The following is a 17,248-nucleotide window of genomic DNA, read 5'->3' as shown; positions in this document are numbered from 1 at the left end:
GAGGGTACACCTAGTAACATACCGAACCTAGAAGTTAAGCTCATAAACGCTGAAAGTACTTGGGGGGCAGCCCTCTGGGAGGATAAGTACTTGCCAATCTTTTTTTTATTTTTTGGAAAAATATTTATTATATTAAAAAGAGAGCATGAATAAATTCATGCTCTCTTTTCGGTTATTATAATAAGAAATAAAAATAATGTGGAAATCAAATAAACTTGTATGATTAAAAAAATAAAATATAAAAAAATAATAGTTTTTTTTAATTTATTTGATAAAAAATCAAAAAAATTGTTTTAAAATTTTAAATTTTGTGCTAGTATTAATCTATGAAAAGATATAACAAGTCTAAAAAAAAAGGATTTACAATAATTGAATACACGGTTTATATATTTATTATTACAACAATAATTTCTTTTAGTATTTTTAAAGTTAATAATTTAAATAAAAGATTAAAAATAAAAGAAGCAATTGTTAAAATAGTCAATATCGTAGATAGATATTCTTCAAAGTCATTTAGAAATGAAGAGTATAAATTGTTATTTGACACAGATACAAAAGAAATAAAGATATATAATTTAATAAATAAAAATCCTATTGAAATCATAAAATTACCTAAGATATTAAATTATAGAATACCATATGATGGGAAATATCAAAACAAATTTGTATTTAGTTCAACCATAGATTCTAATTTAGATAAAAGTTTTACTATATATATATTTAGTGAAAAAAGATCTATATATAGAATTTCCTTTTATACATTTAGAACAAGTCAAATTATAAAAATAAATATTTATAAATCCTTATATCCAAAGATTATGAGTGAGGAAATGATTATAAAAAATTATAAAAATGAAAAGTTTATGAAAGAGGGATGGCTGAAAATAAATGATTATTAATGAAGAAAGAAAACAACTGTATATTTTAGATTATCGTAATATAAAAATTATGTCTAAATCTTATATTGATTCTTTTATAAATTATTTTTTTCAACAAGCTATTAATAATAACTCAAGTGATATACATATTGAGCCTGGGGAAAATTTTTTTAGAATAAGATACAGACAATTAGGTGAATTAATGGAATTTGGAAAATATGATTTAGAGAAATATAAGTCACTACTTTCTAGAATAAAAATTATATGTGGGTTGGACATTGCTGAAAAAAGAATTCCCCAAGAAGGACGTTTTAATGGAGTATATGGTGATAATGCCTATGATTTTAGAATATCAATAATTCCAGTTTATTTTGGAGAAAAAATATCAGTAAGGATATTAAAAAGAAAAAAAATAATAAAATCGTTGATAGATTTAGGATTTAATGAAGAAATTTATAAAAATTTTTTAAAATGTTTAAATAAAAAATCTGGCTTAATTCTAATATCAGGACCTATGGGTAGCGGGAAAACAACTTCATTGTATTCTATTTTAAACGAAATAAATACAGAGGACAGAAATATAGTAACAGTGGAAGACCCAGTTGAGTATGTAATAGAAGGTATAAATCAAATTCAATGTAATGAAGATCTTGGGTTAAGTTTTTCTAAATTATTAAAAATTATTTTAAGACAAGATGCAGATGTGATAGCAATAGGGGAAATAAGGGATAATGCAACTGCATCAGTTGCATTAACAGCTTCATTGACAGGACATTTAATATTATCAACTATTCATAGCAAAAACAGTGTTAGCTCTTTAAAAAGATTACAAGATTTAGGGATAAATATTGATTTATTATATGAAGGTATAACAGGAGTTTTTAGTCAAAAGCTAATAAGAAAACTTTGTCCTCATTGTAAGGTAATAGATAGAGATTATTTAGATAAAATAAAAAATTTAAATTTATCAGAAATTAATTTCAGAGGAAAGAAAATATATAAAAGAAAAGGATGTAGTTTTTGCAATCAAACAGGATATATAGATAGAATTCCAATATCTGAGTTTTTATTGAAGAAAAAACAGAATTTTTGCGAGGATTTAACAGATAAAAATATCTCAAATTTTTTTGAAGCAACATCGGACTCTATTTTTTTAGACGGATTAAAATTAGTTTTTCAAGGGGAAACGTCTTTAGATGAATTATTGAGAGTGATTTGAATGAATAGATATATATCATTAATATTAAATAAGCAAGGAAAGAAAAGGATAGTTTTCAATAACGAACTATCTAAAAATGACTTAAAAAAAGAGTTGAAAAGTAGAGATCAGTTTTTAATAAAAAGTATTCTTTTAAAAAAAAATATTATTAATGAAAAGGAAATATTATTTTTTTTTACAAAGTTAAGAATATTTGTAGAAAGTGGCTATCAATTCTATGATGCTATTGACTCGTTTTCAAAAGATAAACGAATAAAAAGTTATATTAAAAGAATGAAAAGTTCGTTGAAAAATGGAGAAAAAATAGAATTTATTTTTAAAAATAGTGGCTTAAATTTGAAGAAAATAGATTTAATTATATTAAAATCAGGAGAAGAATCTGGAAATTTAATGGAGTCATTACTCATAATAGAAAATAGATTAAAAAACAGAATTAATTTTAAGAATAAATTAAAAAAAATAATGATTTATCCCAAAATATTAATGGGATTTATATTTGTAATTTTTATTTTTTTTGGGAAATTAATTTTACCTAATTTTGTAGATATGCTAAAAGAAATGAAAATAGAGGTTTCTAAAACAACAATGTTAATAATTTGGTTTTCTGATAATTTTTATATTCTAGGATTATTATTTTTAGTAACAAAAAAAATATTTAAAAATTTGAAAAAGAATAGTTTTTTTAGAAATTTAGGATTCAAAATTAAATTTCTAAATGATTTAATAATAACTTTTTATAAAGATAATTTTTTAGAGGCGTTATTGATACTGTTAAATTCTAATATAGATTTAGTATACTCAATTAAAATATTAAAAAATGAAGAACCTAATAAAAATTTTAAAGAAAAATTAAAAAACTTATTATTTGATTTTGAATCAGGGAAAAGTATAGAAGAGTCTTTTGATAATACTAACTTATTTAACAAAAGCGAATTGGGATTTATTAAATTAGGAGAACAGTCTGGAGATTTTATAAAGGTTTTAGAAATAATCCATAAAAATAATAAAAAAAATATAGAAAACAAAATAGAAATAATTATAAAATTACTAGAACCTTTTACAATCATCATAATAGGACTAGTAATTTTATTTATTTTTAAAGGAATATATTTTCCTTTATTAAAAGTAATAGATAACATATGAGAGAGGTGATTTAATGAAAAACAAAGGATTTACATTAGTAGAAACATTAGTTGTAATTGCAATAATAGGGATAATGTCAAGTTTTATTATCCCGAAAGTATCAATCTATTTAGCTAAATCAAAAGATGTTAAAGTTATGTCAAATTTATCAGTATTAAGGATGGCTTCTCAAATGTATTATTTGGATGAAGGAACCCCAATTGGAGTTTATGGAGATGAAATAAAAAAATATGTAACATGGGAAGATTTTGAAAAATTAGAAAAATATTTTAATGGGAAAATAGATTCTTTAGAAAAGGATGAAGAAAGTGAAATAAAGCAAGAAATAGGTGGAAGTAGAAAAGAAAAAAATGGAGAAATAAAATTAGGAGGACAAGTAAAGTATACATTTAAAAATGACTCTCTAACTCCAGATGGGATTAATATTTGGATAGAAAAAGGTGATGCCATGGGAGATTATAGTATTAATAATTATAAATGGGGAGAACTATAATATGGCAATGATTATAAATATTTTATTTATAATAGACTTAATCTTCATATGCTATATAGACTCTAAAAATTATATTATACCAAACACTTTAAATTTAGGAATAATATTTTTAAAAATGCTAAAGATAATATTTTTCAATTTTAGTTTTGAAGCTTCTTTTATAGGGATGGGAGTATATCCAATAATTTTATTATTTATTTATGGATATATAAGTGAAATTTATAAAGTAGAATTGATTGGATTTGGAGATGTTAAACTAATGATGTCAATAGGTTTCTATAATAGTTACACCTCTATTTTCGAAGTAATGACATATTATAATATTATTTCTATAATAGGAATTTTTATTTATTTAATAGTAGTCAAAGTAAGAAGAAAAAGAAATTCAGTAGAAACCCAACTTGCATTTGCCCCTATAATAATTTCATCATATTTTATCTTAAAGATTTTAGAGGAAATTATATGAAAATAAAGGGGAACATATTAGAGGTTACAATATCTTTAACTTTATTTTTTATAATAGTATTAGATTTTATAATAGTATTTAATTTTAATTTTAATATTTTAAAGATGGTAAGGAATAGCTATGAGGAAAAAATTATTGAAAATAATTTAATAAATGTTTTAAAAAGAGATATCTATTTTAATAAAGGAATAAATGATTATAGATTGAAAAAAATAGGAAATAAATATTTTATAGAAACTAGTGATAATAGCTATTATTTAGGGGTTTATAAATATATAGAATTAAAAGAAGTAAAATTAAAAGAAAAAACTATACTATTAGATAATATTGAAATTGGAAAATTTAAATATTTAAGTTATTTATTAAATGATAAGAAGATGAAAATTATATTGGAGAATATTAAATGAAAAAGAAAGGTTTTTTTTTAATAGAAGCATTAATTTCTTTGAATATTTTTTTTGCTTTTTCATATTGCTTTTTAAAAGTTGTACTAATATCATTTAAAATAAATCAAAAAGTAATATCTTTAAGTGCAAATAGTAGGGAATATTATAGAGTGTTAGAAATTTTCAGAGAAAATATAGAAATTTCAAAAATAATTAAAGTTGAAAACAAAAAAGAGTTAACGGTGGAAAATAATAAAGTTATAAGCACATATAAATTTACACAAGATTTGAAATTAATAAAAAAAGAACAGTTTAAAAAAGAAGATGTTTATATTGAAAATATCTGGGGAGAATTTTATGTTGAAAAAAACTTATTAATAGTGAAGACAAAGTTTAAAGACGAAAGGGTTGATTATGTATTTTTTAAAAGATAAAAGATCTGGAAATATAACAATAACTATATTTTTGATGATTTTATTAAGTTGGATTTCTACAATAACTTGTTTTATACTAAAAAAAGAATACGAAAAATGCTTTATTCTACAAAATAAAAAAGAAATAAATAATAAAGCAATATTATGTGAATATTATAAACAGTATTTGGAGAAACACATGGGAGCAGAATATATAATAAAAAAAGATGGAGAAATTATTTGGAATTTAAATATAAAACAATCAGAACCTGAAACAGATAATGGGTTTATAATAAAAAAAATTTCAAAAAATAATAAGGTAATATATGATATTGATGAGAAAAACAACAACAATTATAAGTCAATAATAAAAAATTTTTCAGAGTATAATCAAACAAATAAAATAACAGTGATTTTCATTAAAAAATATTATAAAGGATCTATTGGAAAAGAAACTAGTGATAATTTAGAAATAGAAACTCATATTAATTCTAGCTATGTATATGACAGAGATTTAGATATAACTAAAAACTTAGATTTAGAAATAGGAGCAGTTTATGTTAAAAAAGGATTTGAAGGAAGTAGTTTATATAGGGTTTTCTAAAAATAATCTAAAAATATATAATCATAAAAAAGAATTAATTTTCAAATTTTATTCACAAAATTTAATTTCAAAAAAATCTTACAATAAAATCAAAAATAAAATTAAAAATAAAAAAATAATTATTTCCCTTGAAGAGGATATTTATATAAAGAAAGAAGTTTATGAAGAAGAGATATTTAAAATAGAAAATTATATTCAAGAAATTTGTATAGAAGAACTAAAAAAAGAAAGAGATCAATGTTTTATAAAATATTATAAGATACAAAATAAATATATTATATATTTTTTTGATAGGGAATTTATTGAGAAAATAATAGAATATTCCCTGGATAATAAAATAATAGTTAACTCTATTTGTATAAACCTAAATTCAAAATGTTTAATTAATGATTATGATTTAATTTTGAAACAGATAAATGGAATTAATTATAAGTTAATAGGAATATTAATTATTCTTGGGATTATTTTTTTAGGAACTGAAATATATTTTAGAAAACTAAAAGATACACTAGAACTGGTGGAAATTAAAAAACAAAAAATTCAAGAAGAGAATTATAAAACAAAATCTAAGATAAATAAGATTGTTAATAATAAAGTAAATACAAATTCAAAAGAAATAAAAATAGATAAAAAAAATAAAATAAAAAAGAATTTTTTTATTTTATTAAGCTTTTTGAATGAAAATATTTTCATTCAAAAATATAAACTAAACAATAGAATGATTAATGTTGAAGGTTTTGTTAAAGAGGAATTTTTTTTATCTGAATTTATAAAAATAGTTGATAGTGATAGCAGGGTTAAATGTATAAAATATGATTATATATATTTGAAAAATGGAAAATATATATTCTCTTTAGAAATTGAGGTAAATTAATGAAAATTAATAATGGAAAAATTGTAATAATTTTTTTTATAATTAGTTATGTTTTTGTTATAAAGCCAGTAACTAATATTGTTGAAGTAAAAAGAGAAATAAAAGTAAAACTAAAAGAAATTAATGATTTAACAAAAGAAAATAAAAATTTAAAAGAAAAATTAAAAGAATGTTTAGATAACAAAAATCATTTAAATGATAAAAATATCAATTATAAAACTAAAACATTTAAAAATTTAGGAGAGTACAATAGTTATATAAATTCTTATATGAGAAAAAATAAAATACAAATACTATATACAGGAAGAAGTATATTAAAAAAAAATAGTGTGCTAGTTTCTTATAATTTAAAAGGAAAACTATATAATTTTGTAAGCTTTTTAAATGAAATTGAAAAGGATAAAAAAGTTTTTTTAAGTGGAGAGAATTTTTATATTGAAGAAAAAGGTGATGAAATAATAGCAACTATAAATTTAGAAGGAAATATTTTAAGGGATTAAAAGGAGAAAAATGAAGTTGATAAGCAAAGTATTATTTATATTAATAACACAATTATTATTAGCAAGTCCCAATTTAATAGAAAAGACGAAAGAAATAAGTTATTTAAAAGAAGAAAACAATATAAAAGTAAAAGATTTTTGTATGAAATTAACCTCTAAATCAAATATAGTAATTATACCAGACGCTAATATAGAAAATGAAAAAATTAGCATAGAAAAAAGTGCTAAAGATAGAAGTATTTATGATATATTAAAAATATGTTGTTATAAATATCATTATATTATAGAAGAGAAAAATAAATATATATACATAACAAAAGAATCACTAAAGAATAGTAGTGAAGGGATGGTTATAGGAAGTGTATATGATAAAAAATATAATACTAATTTATCCGGTGTTGAAATCAATATAGTTGGAGAAAAATACAAAAAATATATTTCTGATGAGAATGGTAAATTTATATTAGATAATATTCCATATGGAATATATTTTATTTCTTTAAAAAAAATGGTTATATAACTGAAGGAGAACTTTTAGAGGTTAATAAAAATAATAATACAATTAGGATTTCTATGGAACAAACAAATATAAAAAATAGAGATTTTAAGAAACAAAATGATGATTTTATAATCAGAAAAGTCAAGATTAATAATTTAAAAGAAATAGATATTAATGAATTATTGCAGGAAAAAAAGAATATGGTAAATATTAGTAAAAATTTAAAAGAAAATATAGTTTATATAAGTGGAAAGGAAGAAAAAGTAAATAAGATAAAAAAATATTTAAATAGTATAGATAATAACAATAGGCAAGTTAGAATAACTGCAAAAATAATTGATGTTACAGAAAATTTATTTGAAAAACTAGGCTTTTCATGGATATATGATGAGAATATAAACTTTGAAAATAATAAATTAGGTTTTAAAATTTTAGATAATAATGGAATGGTAGGTATAGATAAATCTTATTCAACCTTTGCTAGTTTACTAAAGACCTTTAAAAATGATAAGGAGTTTTTAAAATTTAGTTTAGATTTATTACAGACAACGCAAGATTTAAAAATAACTTCTGTTCCAAGCATAGTAACTGTTAATGGGGAAATTGGTGAGATAAAAATAACTGAGGAAAAAATAGTAGGGCAAGAAAAAGAAGAAACAGAAAACAATAAAATAACCTATTATCCTATCTTTAAAGAAGCTGGAATAGTTTTGAGAGTCATTCCAGAAATTATGAGTGAAGAATTAATTAATTTAAAATTAGAGATTGAATCTAGTGATTTTAAATCAAGTAATTTAGATAGTGTAAATTTAAATGAAGGGTCTAAAATTTCAAGGATACTAAAAACCACTCTAAAAGTAAAAGAAGGAAATGAGATATTAATAGGAGGATTAAAAAAAGAAGTGCTTAAAAAAAGTATAAACAAAGTTCCGATTATTTCTTCAATACCACTAGTAGGAAATTTATTCAAATATAAATCAAAGGAAAGGGAAAAAGTAGATTTATATATAAAACTGAAGGTAGATATAATTAAAAATCAGAATAAGTATTGATATTATTTGAAATTCTTAGTAGAATATTAGATATAAATTTGAATTGGAGGAGTTTATGAATAAAAACAGATTCAAAGCAATACTTTCTAATTTTAATAAATTAAAAATTGCTGTTGTTGGGGATATAATGTTAGATGATTACCTAATTGGAAGTGTTGAAAGGATTTCACCTGAAGCACCAGTTCCTGTAGTTTTAATAAAAAAAGAAAAATTTGTATTAGGAGGGGCTGGAAACGTAATAAATAATTTATCAACACTAGGAGTGAAAACTTATTGTTATGGTATTATTGGAGATGATATAGATGGAGATAAGTTATTAAATTCAATGGAGGCAAAGGGAGTTGATATTTCTGGGATAATAAAGAGTACAGAAAGACCAACTATTGTTAAGAGGAGAATTTTAGGTGGAAATCAACAATTATTAAGAATTGATTGGGAAGATACTAGTAATATAGATAGGTCATTGGAAGATATAATTATTAAAGAAATAAAAGAAAATATTAATAAGATAGATGCTATAATTTTGTCAGATTATAATAAAGGTGTATTAACTCCAAGATTATCTAAAGAGATAATAAAATTGGCAAAAAAAAATAATAAAATAGTAACTGTTGATCCTAAACCTTCAAATATAAAAAATTATATAGGAGCATCTTCTATGACTCCTAACAAAAAGGAAGCTTTTTTATGTTTAAAAGATTCAAATACAAAAGATATAGATGAAGTTGGAATGAAAATTAGAGATATTTTAAAATTAGACAACTTACTAATTACAAGAAGTGAAGAGGGTGTTAGTTTATATGATGAAAATGGAATAACTAGTATACCTACTTTTGCAAAGGAAGTGTTTGATGTAACAGGTGCTGGGGATACAGTTATCTCTCTATATACTTTATCAAGATCAGCTGGTGCTACTTGGGAGGAAGCTGCTAAGATAGCAAATACAGCAGCAGGAATAGTAGTTGGGAAAATAGGAACATCAACTGCTACTAAAGAAGAGATAATAGATTTTTATAATGAAATATATGGAGAAGTAGATTAATTATGATTAGAATAGGAAATGGATATGATGTACATAAATTAGTAATTGGAAGAAAATTAATTTTAGGGGGAATTGAAATTCCTTATGAGAAAGGACTTTTAGGACACTCAGATGCAGATGTGTTAATTCATGCTATTATTGATGCTATATTAGGAGCCTTAGCTTTAGGAGATATAGGACAGCACTTTCCAGATGATGATAATAAATATTTAAATATAGATAGTTTAGTTTTATTAAAAAAAACAAAAGAATTAATGAATGAAAAAAATTATAAAATAGGGAATTTAGATTCTATTATTATAGCTCAAAGACCGAAATTGAAGAATTATTTAAATATTATGAGAAAAAATATATCTGAAGTTTTAGATGTAGATATATCTAAGATAAGTATAAAAGCAACAACAGAAGAAAACCTTGGATTTACAGGAAGAGAAGAAGGAATAAAGAGTTATTGTGTTGTCATATTAAAAAAAGATAAGTTATAATTGGAAAACAGATTTTTGAATTTCCTATGAAGTGACCTCAAATATTAGATAAGCCCTAATATTTGAGGCTTTTTTAAAGAATTAATAAATTTCAAGAAAGTTTTTATATCATAATAAAAAAATAATCTAAATTTAATAGAAGGAATATATTAATAATAGTGTTTATGGATAAATTTTAAGCTTTCTAAAAATATTTTAAAGAAATTTTTTCAATTCTTTGAGCATTTATTTTTAGAAATAGTAATTATTTTAGAGTATTTATTATGCTAAATAATAAAGAAAATGATGTTTTAGACTATGTTATAGGAGAAAAACATATAAGATTTTTTTTAAAAGGTGTATAAAATATAAATTTAAGCATAAAAATAAGTGGTTTATATGCTTTTAAAGATAAAAAAAAGATCTATTTAAAAATATAATGTATCGTAATGAAATTTAAAACATAGTATTAAGACTGATGAGTTAAAAAAAACCAAATTTATATTATTTTTTTTAAAAGCGAGAAGATATATATAAAATATATTTTTAAAATAAGTGAAATTGCAATATAATTAGTTATATTTAAAAAAAAGGATATTTTAAAAAAAATTGTACAAATCTAAAAGCAAAAATTTATCTTGAAAATGATGAAAAAGTTATCAAATTCATTAATATATTAAGGAGGAAATTTTATGGAATTTGTTACATATGAGCAAGAGGGTTTTATAGGGGTAGTTACAATTAATCGTCCTAAAGCTTTAAATGCTTTAAATACTGAAGTTTTAGAATTACTAAATAAAGTTGTGGATGCTGTGGATTTGGAAAAAACAAGAGCTCTTATTTTAACAGGAGCAGGAGCTAAATCTTTTGTTGCAGGAGCAGACATTTCTGAAATGAGTTTATTGAGCAAAGCAGAAGGAGAAAATTTTGGAAAAATAGGAAACGATGTTTTTAGAAAAATAGAAACATTTCCGATTCCAGTAATAGCAGCTGTTAATGGATTCGCTCTTGGTGGAGGTTGTGAATTATCATTAAGCTGTGATATAAGAATTTGTTCTGAAAATGCCTTATTTGGTCAACCTGAAGTAGGTTTAGGAATAACTCCAGGATTTGGTGGAACTCAAAGGTTAGCTAGAGTTGTTGGTATAGGAAAGGCAAAAGAGATGATATATACAGCTTCTAATATAAAAGCTGAAGAAGCTTATAGAATAGGGTTAGTTAATAAAGTTTGTTCTGCTGATGAATTGTTAGATGAAGCAAAAAAAATAGCAAAAAAAATAGTCAGAAATGCTCCAATAGCTGTTAGAGCTTCTAAAAAAGCTATAAATGATGGAATTTCATTGGACATGGATAATGCTATCGTTATAGAAGAAAAACTATTTGGAAGTTGTTTTGAAACTGAAGATCAAAAAAATGGAATGAAGGCCTTTTTAGAAAAAAGAAAAGTGGAAGGTTTTACAAACAAATAAACAAATAAATTATTAATTAAAATATATGAGGAGGATTTAAAATGAAGATAGGTGTTATTGGAGCAGGAACAATGGGTTCAGGTATTGCACAAACATTTGCACAAGCTAATGGATGCGAAGTAATGTTATGTGATATTAATGAAGAGTTTGCAGCAAAAGGAAAAGCTAAAATAGCTAAAGGGTTAGAAAGAAAAGTTTCTAAAGGTAAAATGGAAGCATCTGTGGTAAATGAAATACTAGAAAGAATATCTACAGGAACAAAAGAAATCTGTAAAGATTGCGATTTAGTTATTGAAGCTGCTATTGAAAATATGGAAATAAAAAGACAAACTTTTAGAGAATTAGATGAAATTTGTAAGGATGAAACAATTTTCGCAACTAACACTTCATCATTATCAATAACTGAAATTGGATCAGGATTAAAAAGACCAGTAATAGGAATGCATTTCTTTAATCCAGTACCAGTAATGAAATTAGTAGAAGTAATAGCAGGACTAAATACTCCTAAAGAAATTGTTGAAAAAATAAAGGAAATTTCAGAAGCAATTGGAAAAGTTCCAGTTCAAGTTGATGAAGCTCCAGGATTTGTAGTTAATAGAATATTAATTCCAATGATAAACGAAGCTATAGGTATTTATGCTGAAGGTGTTGCAAGTGTTGAAGGTATAGATTCTGCAATGAAATTAGGTTGTAACCATCCAATCGGACCATTAGCTTTAGGGGATTTAATAGGATTAGATGTTTGTTTAGCTATAATGGAAGTTTTATACAATGAAATGGGAGACACAAAATATAGACCTCATCCATTATTAAGAAAAATGGTTCGTGGACATAAATTAGGAATGAAAACAGGAGAAGGTTTCTATAACTACTCAAAATAAATTAAAAATATAATAGAAAACCAAAAAAATATTAAAAATTTGTTTCTTAAACTCAACATTTTTTGAACGCAAAAAGTTCATATAGATTAAAATTAAATCAAAAGAGTTTAAATATATATAAAATATATTTTTAAAAAAACATAATTTACAATATAATTAGAAGATGGTTTTTTTTATTACTGAAGTTAATATATTAAATTTTATTGAAAAAAGTTTAATATTTAAATATTGAAATCAAAATAGAAATTAAATTTAGGAGGAAAAATGTCAAAAGTATACTTAGTAGAAGCGAAAAGAACAGCAGTTGGAAGTTTTCTAGGAAGTCTTAAAGATGTAGCACCAGGGGATTTAGGGGCTCATATAGTAAAAGCAATAATAGATGAAACTAAAATAGATCCTGCAAAACTTGATGAAGTTGTTATGGGAAATGTTTTACATGCAGGACATAAACAAGGAATAGGAAGACAATCATCAATAAAAGCTGGAGTTCCTCAAGAAGTTCCAGGATATTCAATTAATATGATTTGTGGTTCTGGATTAAAATCAGTTTATTTAGCTTATTGCGAAATTAAATGTGGACAATCTAATTTAATTTTAGCTGGTGGAGTAGAATCAATGTCTCAAGCTGGATTTGTTCTACCTGCAAAAGCAAGAACTGGTGTTAAAATGGGAGATTTAAAATTAATTGATCACATGATTTCAGATGCATTAACAGATGCATTCCACGGATATCACATGGGAATAACAGCTGAAAACATAGTAGAAAAATATAATATTTCTAGAGAAGAACAAGATGCATTTGCATATGAATCTCAAAGAAGAGCTATAGCAGCAGTTGATTCTGGAAGATTTGACGATGAAATAGTTCCAATAGAAGTTAAAGTAGGAAAAAAAGAAACAAAAATGTTTGCAAGAGATGAACATCCAAATAGAAAATCTACACCAGAAAGACTAGCTAAATTAAGACCAGCATTTAAGAAAGATGGAAGTGTAACAGCAGGGAATGCTTCTGGAATAAATGATGGGGCATCAGCAGTATTATTAGCTTCTGAAGAAGCTTTAAAAGAAAATAACTTAACTGCAAAAGCAGAAGTATTTGCAGTTGGACAAGGTGGAGTAGATCCTGCAATTATGGGAATGGGACCAGTTGCAGCAATAAGAGACGTAATTAAAAAATCTGGTTTAAAACTTAAAGACATAGAATTATTTGAATTAAATGAAGCCTTTGCATCTCAATCTTTAGGAGTTTTAAGAGAAGTTTGTAAAGAACATGATGTAACTAAAGAATGGATGCTTGAAAGAACTAATGTAAATGGTGGAGCAATAGCAATAGGTCATCCAGTTGGATGTTCAGGAAATAGAATTCTAGTAACTCTATTATATGAAATGGAAAAAAGAGATCTTACTTATGGATTAGCAACTTTATGTATAGGTGGAGGAATGTCAGTAGCAGTAATTTTAAAAAGAGCTAAATAGAACTCTTTATAAAAATAAATAAATTTAAAACTTATCGGTGATGTATCATCGATAAGTTTTGATTATAAAAAAATGTTGCACAAATAGATTGAAATGTAGTAAAATAGTTAATGAGGATTTTTAGTCAAAAAAATATAGGAGGATTAGAGAGAATGGAATTCAATATACCTAAAACACATGAACTTTTCAGACAAATGATAAGAGAATTTGCTGAAAAAGAAGTAAAACCTTTGGCTGCTGAAGTAGACGAAGAGGAAAGATTCCCAACTGAAACTGTTAAAAAAATGGCAGAAATAGGAATAATGGGAATACCAGTTCCAAAAGAATATGGAGGAGCAGGTGGAGATAACCTAATGTACGCAATGGCTGTTGAAGAATTATCAAGAGTTTGCGGAACAACAGGAGTTATAGTATCAGCTCATACATCTTTAGGATTATGGCCAATATTACATTTTGGTACAGAAGAACAAAAACAAAAATACGTTCCTAAAATGGCAAAAGGGGAATGGATTGGAGCTTTTGGATTAACTGAACCTAATGCAGGTACAGATGCTGCAGGGCAACAAACTACAGCTCACTTAGATCCCGAAACAAATGAATGGATAATTAACGGATCAAAAATATTCATAACAAATGCAGGATATGCAGACGTTTATGTTATTTTTGCTATGACAGATAGATCTAAAGGACTTAAAGGAATTTCTTCTTTCATTATTGAAAAGGGAACTCCAGGATTCTCAATTGGTAAAAAAGAGAAAAAATTAGGAATAAGAGGATCTGCAACTTGTGAATTAATATTTGAAGATGTTAGATTACCACATGAAAACTTATTAGGAAAAGAAGGAAAAGGATTTAAAATTGCTATGATGACTCTTGATGGAGGAAGAATAGGGATAGCTTCTCAAGCTTTAGGATTAGCTCAAGGAGCTTTAGATGAAGTTGTAGCTTATACTAAAGAAAGAAAACAATTTGGAAGAGCTATAGCTAAATTCCAAAATACTCAATTCCAAATCGCTGATATGGAAGTAAAAGTAGAAGCTTCAAGATTATTTGTTTATAAAGCAGCTTGGAAAGAAAGTGCAGGATTACCATATAGTGTAGACGCAGCAAGAGCTAAATTATTTGCAGCTGAAACAGCTATGGAAGTAACTACAAAAGCTGTACAATTCCATGGTGGATACGGATATACAAGAGAATATCCAGTTGAAAGAATGATGAGAGATGCTAAAATAACTGAAATCTATGAAGGAACTTCTGAAGTTCAAAGAATGGTAATAGCAGGAAATTTATTTAGATAAGAATAAAAGGTAATGAACATATTGAAAAATATTGGAGGATAGAAAATGAATATAGTAGTTTGTATAAAACAAGTTCCAGATACAACAGAAATAAAACTAGATCCAGTAAAAGGAACATTAATTAGAGACGGAGTTCCTAGTATAATGAACCCTGATGATAAAGGTGGACTAGAAGAAGCATTAAAATTAAAAGAAGCATATGGAGCTCATATAACAGTAATCACAATGGGACCTCCCCAAGCAGATGCAGTTTTAAGAGAAGCTTATGCTATGGGTGTTGATAGAGCAATACTATTAACAGATAGAAAATTTGCAGGGGCAGATACTTTAGCAACATCAAATGCTCTAGCAGCAGCTTTAAGAGAAATAGACTATGATTTAATTATAGCTGGAAGACAAGCTATTGATGGGGATACTGCTCAAGTAGGACCACAAATCGCAGAACATTTAGGAATACCTCAAATCTCTTATTTAAAAGAATTAGAGTATAACGATGCAACAAAAACAATTAAAGTTAAAAGAGTAGTAGAAGATGGATATTACTTATTAGAAGCTGAATTACCAGCACTAGTAACAGTATTGTCAGAAGCTAATCAACCTAGATATATGAGAGTTGGAAATATAGTTGATGCATTTGATAAAGAGGTTGAAGTTTGGACAACTGAAAATGTAAAAATAGATGCAGAAAAACTAGGATTAAAAGGTTCTCCAACACAAGTTAAAAAATCATTTACAAAAGGTGCAAAACAAGCAGGAAAAGTATTTAATGACTTAGATACAAAACAAGCTGTAAGTTTAATTGTAGAAAAACTAAAAGAAAAATTCGTTATATAGTTTAAAAACGAAATATAGTTAGAGACGAAGAAAAATTCTTGAGAAAAGGAGATAGGATAATGAATTTAAGCGATTATAAAGGAATACTTGTATTTGCTGAACAAAGAGACGGGCAATTACAAAAAGTAGGGATAGAATTAATAGGAAAAGCAAAAGAATTAGCTGAAAAATTAAATGTACCTGTTACTGCAGCATTAATGGGATCAGGAATAGAAGGATTAGCAAAAGAATTAGTAGCTTATGGTGCTGATAAAGTTCTAGTTGTAGATAAACCAGAATTAAAAATATACAGTACAGAAGCTTATGCTCAAGCTTTTAAAGCTATAATAGATGCAAAAAAACCAGAAATAGTTTTATTTGGAGCTACAACTTTAGGAAGAGATTTAGCACCTAGAGTGTCATCTAGAATGGCGTGTGGACTTACTGCAGACTGTACAAAATTAGAAATATCTGATGATGAATTTAAAAGATTAGAAATGACAAGACCAGCTTTTGGTGGAAATTTAATGGCAACAATTATTTCTCCAAACCATAGACCTCAAATGTCAACAGTAAGACCAGGGGTTATGCAAAAATTAGATAGAGATGAATCTAAAAAAGGAGATATTGAAAAATTCGAATTTAATTTAGATAAATCAAAATTAAAAGTTAAAGTATTAGAAGTAGTTAAGGAAGCTAAAAATAAAGTTGATATTTCAGAAGCTAGTATATTAGTATCTGGTGGAAGAGGAATAGGTTCAGCTGAAAACTTTAAAAACTTAGAAGCTTTTGCTCAAGAAATAGGTGCAACAGTTTCAGCTTCTAGAGCTGCTGTAGATGCAGGATACATAGAACATGATAGACAAGTTGGTCAAACAGGTAAAACAGTAAGACCAGACATTTATTTTGCTTGTGGTATTTCAGGAGCAATCCAACACGTTGCAGGGATGGAAGAATCTGAATTTATAGTTGCTATAAATAAAGATGAAGGAGCTGCAATATTTGAGATAGCAGATTTAGGAATAGTAGGAGATGCAAATAAAATCTCTGCTCTATTAGGTGAAGAATTGAAAAAAATGAACGCTAATAAATAAATCTTTTATTCCTCTAGCTTAGGCTAGAGGAATTTTTTTATTTAGAGAGCTATTTATAAAGGTTCTTTGTCAACTGGTGTTGGTGGAGAAAAATAAAAAAATAAATAATGTTTTTGTTCCTTCAGCTTTATGCTGAAGGAATTTTTATTTTTGTTAAATTGCTATAAATTAAAATTCTATTTCT

The 17,248-nt window shown here is 25.2% G+C and carries 20 protein-coding genes and 1 rRNA gene; all 21 read left to right on the top strand.

The window, feature by feature from the left end:
* Positions 1-99 (top strand): 5S ribosomal RNA (rrf, locus tag GIL12_RS08570); the annotation flags it as partial.
* Between the two features lie 227 nt (positions 100-326).
* Entirely contained in the window at positions 327-899 is a 573-nt protein-coding gene (locus tag GIL12_RS08565; protein WP_163470073.1) for a hypothetical protein, read from the top strand.
* Entirely contained in the window at positions 889-2,097 is a 1,209-nt protein-coding gene (locus GIL12_RS08560) for a GspE/PulE family protein (protein WP_163470072.1), read from the top strand. The genes GIL12_RS08565 and GIL12_RS08560 overlap by 11 nt, the downstream gene beginning before the upstream one ends.
* On the top strand, positions 2,098-3,240 hold the full coding sequence (locus GIL12_RS08555) for a type II secretion system F family protein (RefSeq protein WP_163470071.1): 1,143 nt from the start codon (positions 2,098-2,100) through the stop codon (positions 3,238-3,240).
* A 13-nt stretch (positions 3,241-3,253) separates the two neighbouring features.
* On the top strand, positions 3,254-3,733 hold the full coding sequence (locus GIL12_RS08550; RefSeq protein ID WP_163470070.1) for a type II secretion system protein: 480 nt from the start codon (positions 3,254-3,256) through the stop codon (positions 3,731-3,733).
* A 1-nt stretch (position 3,734) separates the two neighbouring features.
* The gene (locus tag GIL12_RS08545; RefSeq protein WP_163470069.1) at positions 3,735-4,199 is read left to right on the top strand and encodes a prepilin peptidase; all 465 of its coding nucleotides are present in this window, start codon (positions 3,735-3,737) and stop codon (positions 4,197-4,199) included.
* Positions 4,196-4,606, top strand: coding sequence for a hypothetical protein (locus tag GIL12_RS08540; RefSeq protein WP_163470068.1), 411 nt, complete (start codon positions 4,196-4,198; stop codon positions 4,604-4,606). Before GIL12_RS08545 ends, GIL12_RS08540 begins: the two co-directional genes overlap by 4 nt.
* Positions 4,603-5,019: a hypothetical protein gene (locus GIL12_RS08535; RefSeq protein ID WP_163470067.1), complete on the top strand. Its 417-nt coding sequence runs from the start codon at positions 4,603-4,605 to the stop codon at positions 5,017-5,019. Before GIL12_RS08540 ends, GIL12_RS08535 begins: the two co-directional genes overlap by 4 nt.
* The gene (locus tag GIL12_RS08530; RefSeq protein ID WP_163470066.1) at positions 5,000-5,602 is read left to right on the top strand and encodes a hypothetical protein; all 603 of its coding nucleotides are present in this window, start codon (positions 5,000-5,002) and stop codon (positions 5,600-5,602) included. The genes GIL12_RS08535 and GIL12_RS08530 overlap by 20 nt, the downstream gene beginning before the upstream one ends.
* The gene (locus GIL12_RS08525; RefSeq protein ID WP_163470065.1) at positions 5,556-6,476 is read left to right on the top strand and encodes a hypothetical protein; all 921 of its coding nucleotides are present in this window, start codon (positions 5,556-5,558) and stop codon (positions 6,474-6,476) included. The genes GIL12_RS08530 and GIL12_RS08525 overlap by 47 nt, the downstream gene beginning before the upstream one ends.
* On the top strand, positions 6,476-6,976 hold the full coding sequence (locus tag GIL12_RS08520) for a hypothetical protein (RefSeq protein ID WP_163470064.1): 501 nt from the start codon (positions 6,476-6,478) through the stop codon (positions 6,974-6,976). The genes GIL12_RS08525 and GIL12_RS08520 overlap by 1 nt, the downstream gene beginning before the upstream one ends.
* A gap of 10 nt (positions 6,977-6,986) precedes the next feature.
* Positions 6,987-7,496: a prealbumin-like fold domain-containing protein gene (locus GIL12_RS08515; RefSeq protein ID WP_163470063.1), complete on the top strand. Its 510-nt coding sequence runs from the start codon at positions 6,987-6,989 to the stop codon at positions 7,494-7,496.
* 53 nt (positions 7,497-7,549) lie between these two features.
* Positions 7,550-8,527 carry a type II secretion system protein GspD gene (locus tag GIL12_RS08510; protein WP_163470062.1) on the top strand — a complete coding sequence of 326 codons (978 nt, stop codon included), beginning with the start codon at positions 7,550-7,552 and terminating at the stop codon, positions 8,525-8,527.
* A 55-nt stretch (positions 8,528-8,582) separates the two neighbouring features.
* On the top strand, positions 8,583-9,569 hold the full coding sequence (gene rfaE1, locus GIL12_RS08505; RefSeq protein ID WP_163470061.1) for a D-glycero-beta-D-manno-heptose-7-phosphate kinase: 987 nt from the start codon (positions 8,583-8,585) through the stop codon (positions 9,567-9,569).
* Positions 9,570-9,571: 2 nt separating this feature from the next.
* Positions 9,572-10,054 carry a 2-C-methyl-D-erythritol 2,4-cyclodiphosphate synthase gene (ispF, locus tag GIL12_RS08500; protein WP_163470060.1) on the top strand — a complete coding sequence of 161 codons (483 nt, stop codon included), beginning with the start codon at positions 9,572-9,574 and terminating at the stop codon, positions 10,052-10,054.
* A 671-nt stretch (positions 10,055-10,725) separates the two neighbouring features.
* Positions 10,726-11,502 carry an enoyl-CoA hydratase-related protein gene (locus GIL12_RS08495; RefSeq protein ID WP_163470059.1) on the top strand — a complete coding sequence of 259 codons (777 nt, stop codon included), beginning with the start codon at positions 10,726-10,728 and terminating at the stop codon, positions 11,500-11,502.
* Positions 11,503-11,543: 41 nt separating this feature from the next.
* Positions 11,544-12,383 (top strand): 3-hydroxybutyryl-CoA dehydrogenase, encoded by an 840-nt coding sequence (locus GIL12_RS08490; RefSeq protein ID WP_163470058.1) that lies wholly within the window; start codon positions 11,544-11,546, stop codon positions 12,381-12,383.
* A gap of 264 nt (positions 12,384-12,647) precedes the next feature.
* Positions 12,648-13,859: an acetyl-CoA C-acetyltransferase gene (locus tag GIL12_RS08485; RefSeq protein WP_163470057.1), complete on the top strand. Its 1,212-nt coding sequence runs from the start codon at positions 12,648-12,650 to the stop codon at positions 13,857-13,859.
* A 152-nt stretch (positions 13,860-14,011) separates the two neighbouring features.
* Complete coding sequence (locus GIL12_RS08480) at positions 14,012-15,157, top strand: acyl-CoA dehydrogenase (protein WP_163470056.1); 1,146 nt, start codon at positions 14,012-14,014, stop codon at positions 15,155-15,157.
* Between the two features lie 45 nt (positions 15,158-15,202).
* A complete protein-coding gene (locus GIL12_RS08475) occupies positions 15,203-15,991 on the top strand; it encodes an electron transfer flavoprotein subunit beta/FixA family protein (protein ID WP_163470055.1) in 789 nt (262 codons plus the stop codon).
* A gap of 59 nt (positions 15,992-16,050) precedes the next feature.
* A complete protein-coding gene (locus GIL12_RS08470) occupies positions 16,051-17,064 on the top strand; it encodes an electron transfer flavoprotein subunit alpha/FixB family protein (RefSeq protein ID WP_163470054.1) in 1,014 nt (337 codons plus the stop codon).
* Positions 17,065-17,248 lie beyond the last annotated feature (184 nt).

The sequence above is a fragment of the Fusobacterium sp. IOR10 genome (assembly GCF_010367435.1).
In the GTDB taxonomy this organism is placed as follows: Bacteria; Fusobacteriota; Fusobacteriia; order Fusobacteriales; family Fusobacteriaceae; genus Fusobacterium_B.
This window is presented reverse-complemented; position numbering and strand designations above follow the sequence as displayed.

Coding starts and splice junctions, on each gene's coding strand:
- GIL12_RS08490 (WP_163470058.1), top strand. CDS start 11,544: ATGAAGATAGGTGTTATTGGAGCAGGAACAATGGGTTCAGGTATTGCA.
- GIL12_RS08495 (WP_163470059.1), top strand. CDS start 10,726: ATGGAATTTGTTACATATGAGCAAGAGGGTTTTATAGGGGTAGTTACA.
- GIL12_RS08530 (WP_163470066.1), top strand. CDS start 5,000: ATGTATTTTTTAAAAGATAAAAGATCTGGAAATATAACAATAACTATA.
- GIL12_RS08470 (WP_163470054.1), top strand. CDS start 16,051: ATGAATTTAAGCGATTATAAAGGAATACTTGTATTTGCTGAACAAAGA.
- GIL12_RS08515 (WP_163470063.1), top strand. CDS start 6,987: ATGAAGTTGATAAGCAAAGTATTATTTATATTAATAACACAATTATTA.
- GIL12_RS08550 (WP_163470070.1), top strand. CDS start 3,254: ATGAAAAACAAAGGATTTACATTAGTAGAAACATTAGTTGTAATTGCA.
- GIL12_RS08475 (WP_163470055.1), top strand. CDS start 15,203: ATGAATATAGTAGTTTGTATAAAACAAGTTCCAGATACAACAGAAATA.
- GIL12_RS08565 (WP_163470073.1), top strand. CDS start 327: ATGAAAAGATATAACAAGTCTAAAAAAAAAGGATTTACAATAATTGAA.
- GIL12_RS08525 (WP_163470065.1), top strand. CDS start 5,556: ATGTTAAAAAAGGATTTGAAGGAAGTAGTTTATATAGGGTTTTCTAAA.
- GIL12_RS08535 (WP_163470067.1), top strand. CDS start 4,603: ATGAAAAAGAAAGGTTTTTTTTTAATAGAAGCATTAATTTCTTTGAAT.
- GIL12_RS08510 (WP_163470062.1), top strand. CDS start 7,550: ATGGAACAAACAAATATAAAAAATAGAGATTTTAAGAAACAAAATGAT.
- ispF (WP_163470060.1), top strand. CDS start 9,572: ATGATTAGAATAGGAAATGGATATGATGTACATAAATTAGTAATTGGA.
- GIL12_RS08555 (WP_163470071.1), top strand. CDS start 2,098: ATGAATAGATATATATCATTAATATTAAATAAGCAAGGAAAGAAAAGG.
- GIL12_RS08545 (WP_163470069.1), top strand. CDS start 3,735: ATGGCAATGATTATAAATATTTTATTTATAATAGACTTAATCTTCATA.
- GIL12_RS08480 (WP_163470056.1), top strand. CDS start 14,012: ATGGAATTCAATATACCTAAAACACATGAACTTTTCAGACAAATGATA.
- GIL12_RS08540 (WP_163470068.1), top strand. CDS start 4,196: ATGAAAATAAAGGGGAACATATTAGAGGTTACAATATCTTTAACTTTA.
- GIL12_RS08485 (WP_163470057.1), top strand. CDS start 12,648: ATGTCAAAAGTATACTTAGTAGAAGCGAAAAGAACAGCAGTTGGAAGT.
- rfaE1 (WP_163470061.1), top strand. CDS start 8,583: ATGAATAAAAACAGATTCAAAGCAATACTTTCTAATTTTAATAAATTA.
- GIL12_RS08520 (WP_163470064.1), top strand. CDS start 6,476: ATGAAAATTAATAATGGAAAAATTGTAATAATTTTTTTTATAATTAGT.
- GIL12_RS08560 (WP_163470072.1), top strand. CDS start 889: ATGATTATTAATGAAGAAAGAAAACAACTGTATATTTTAGATTATCGT.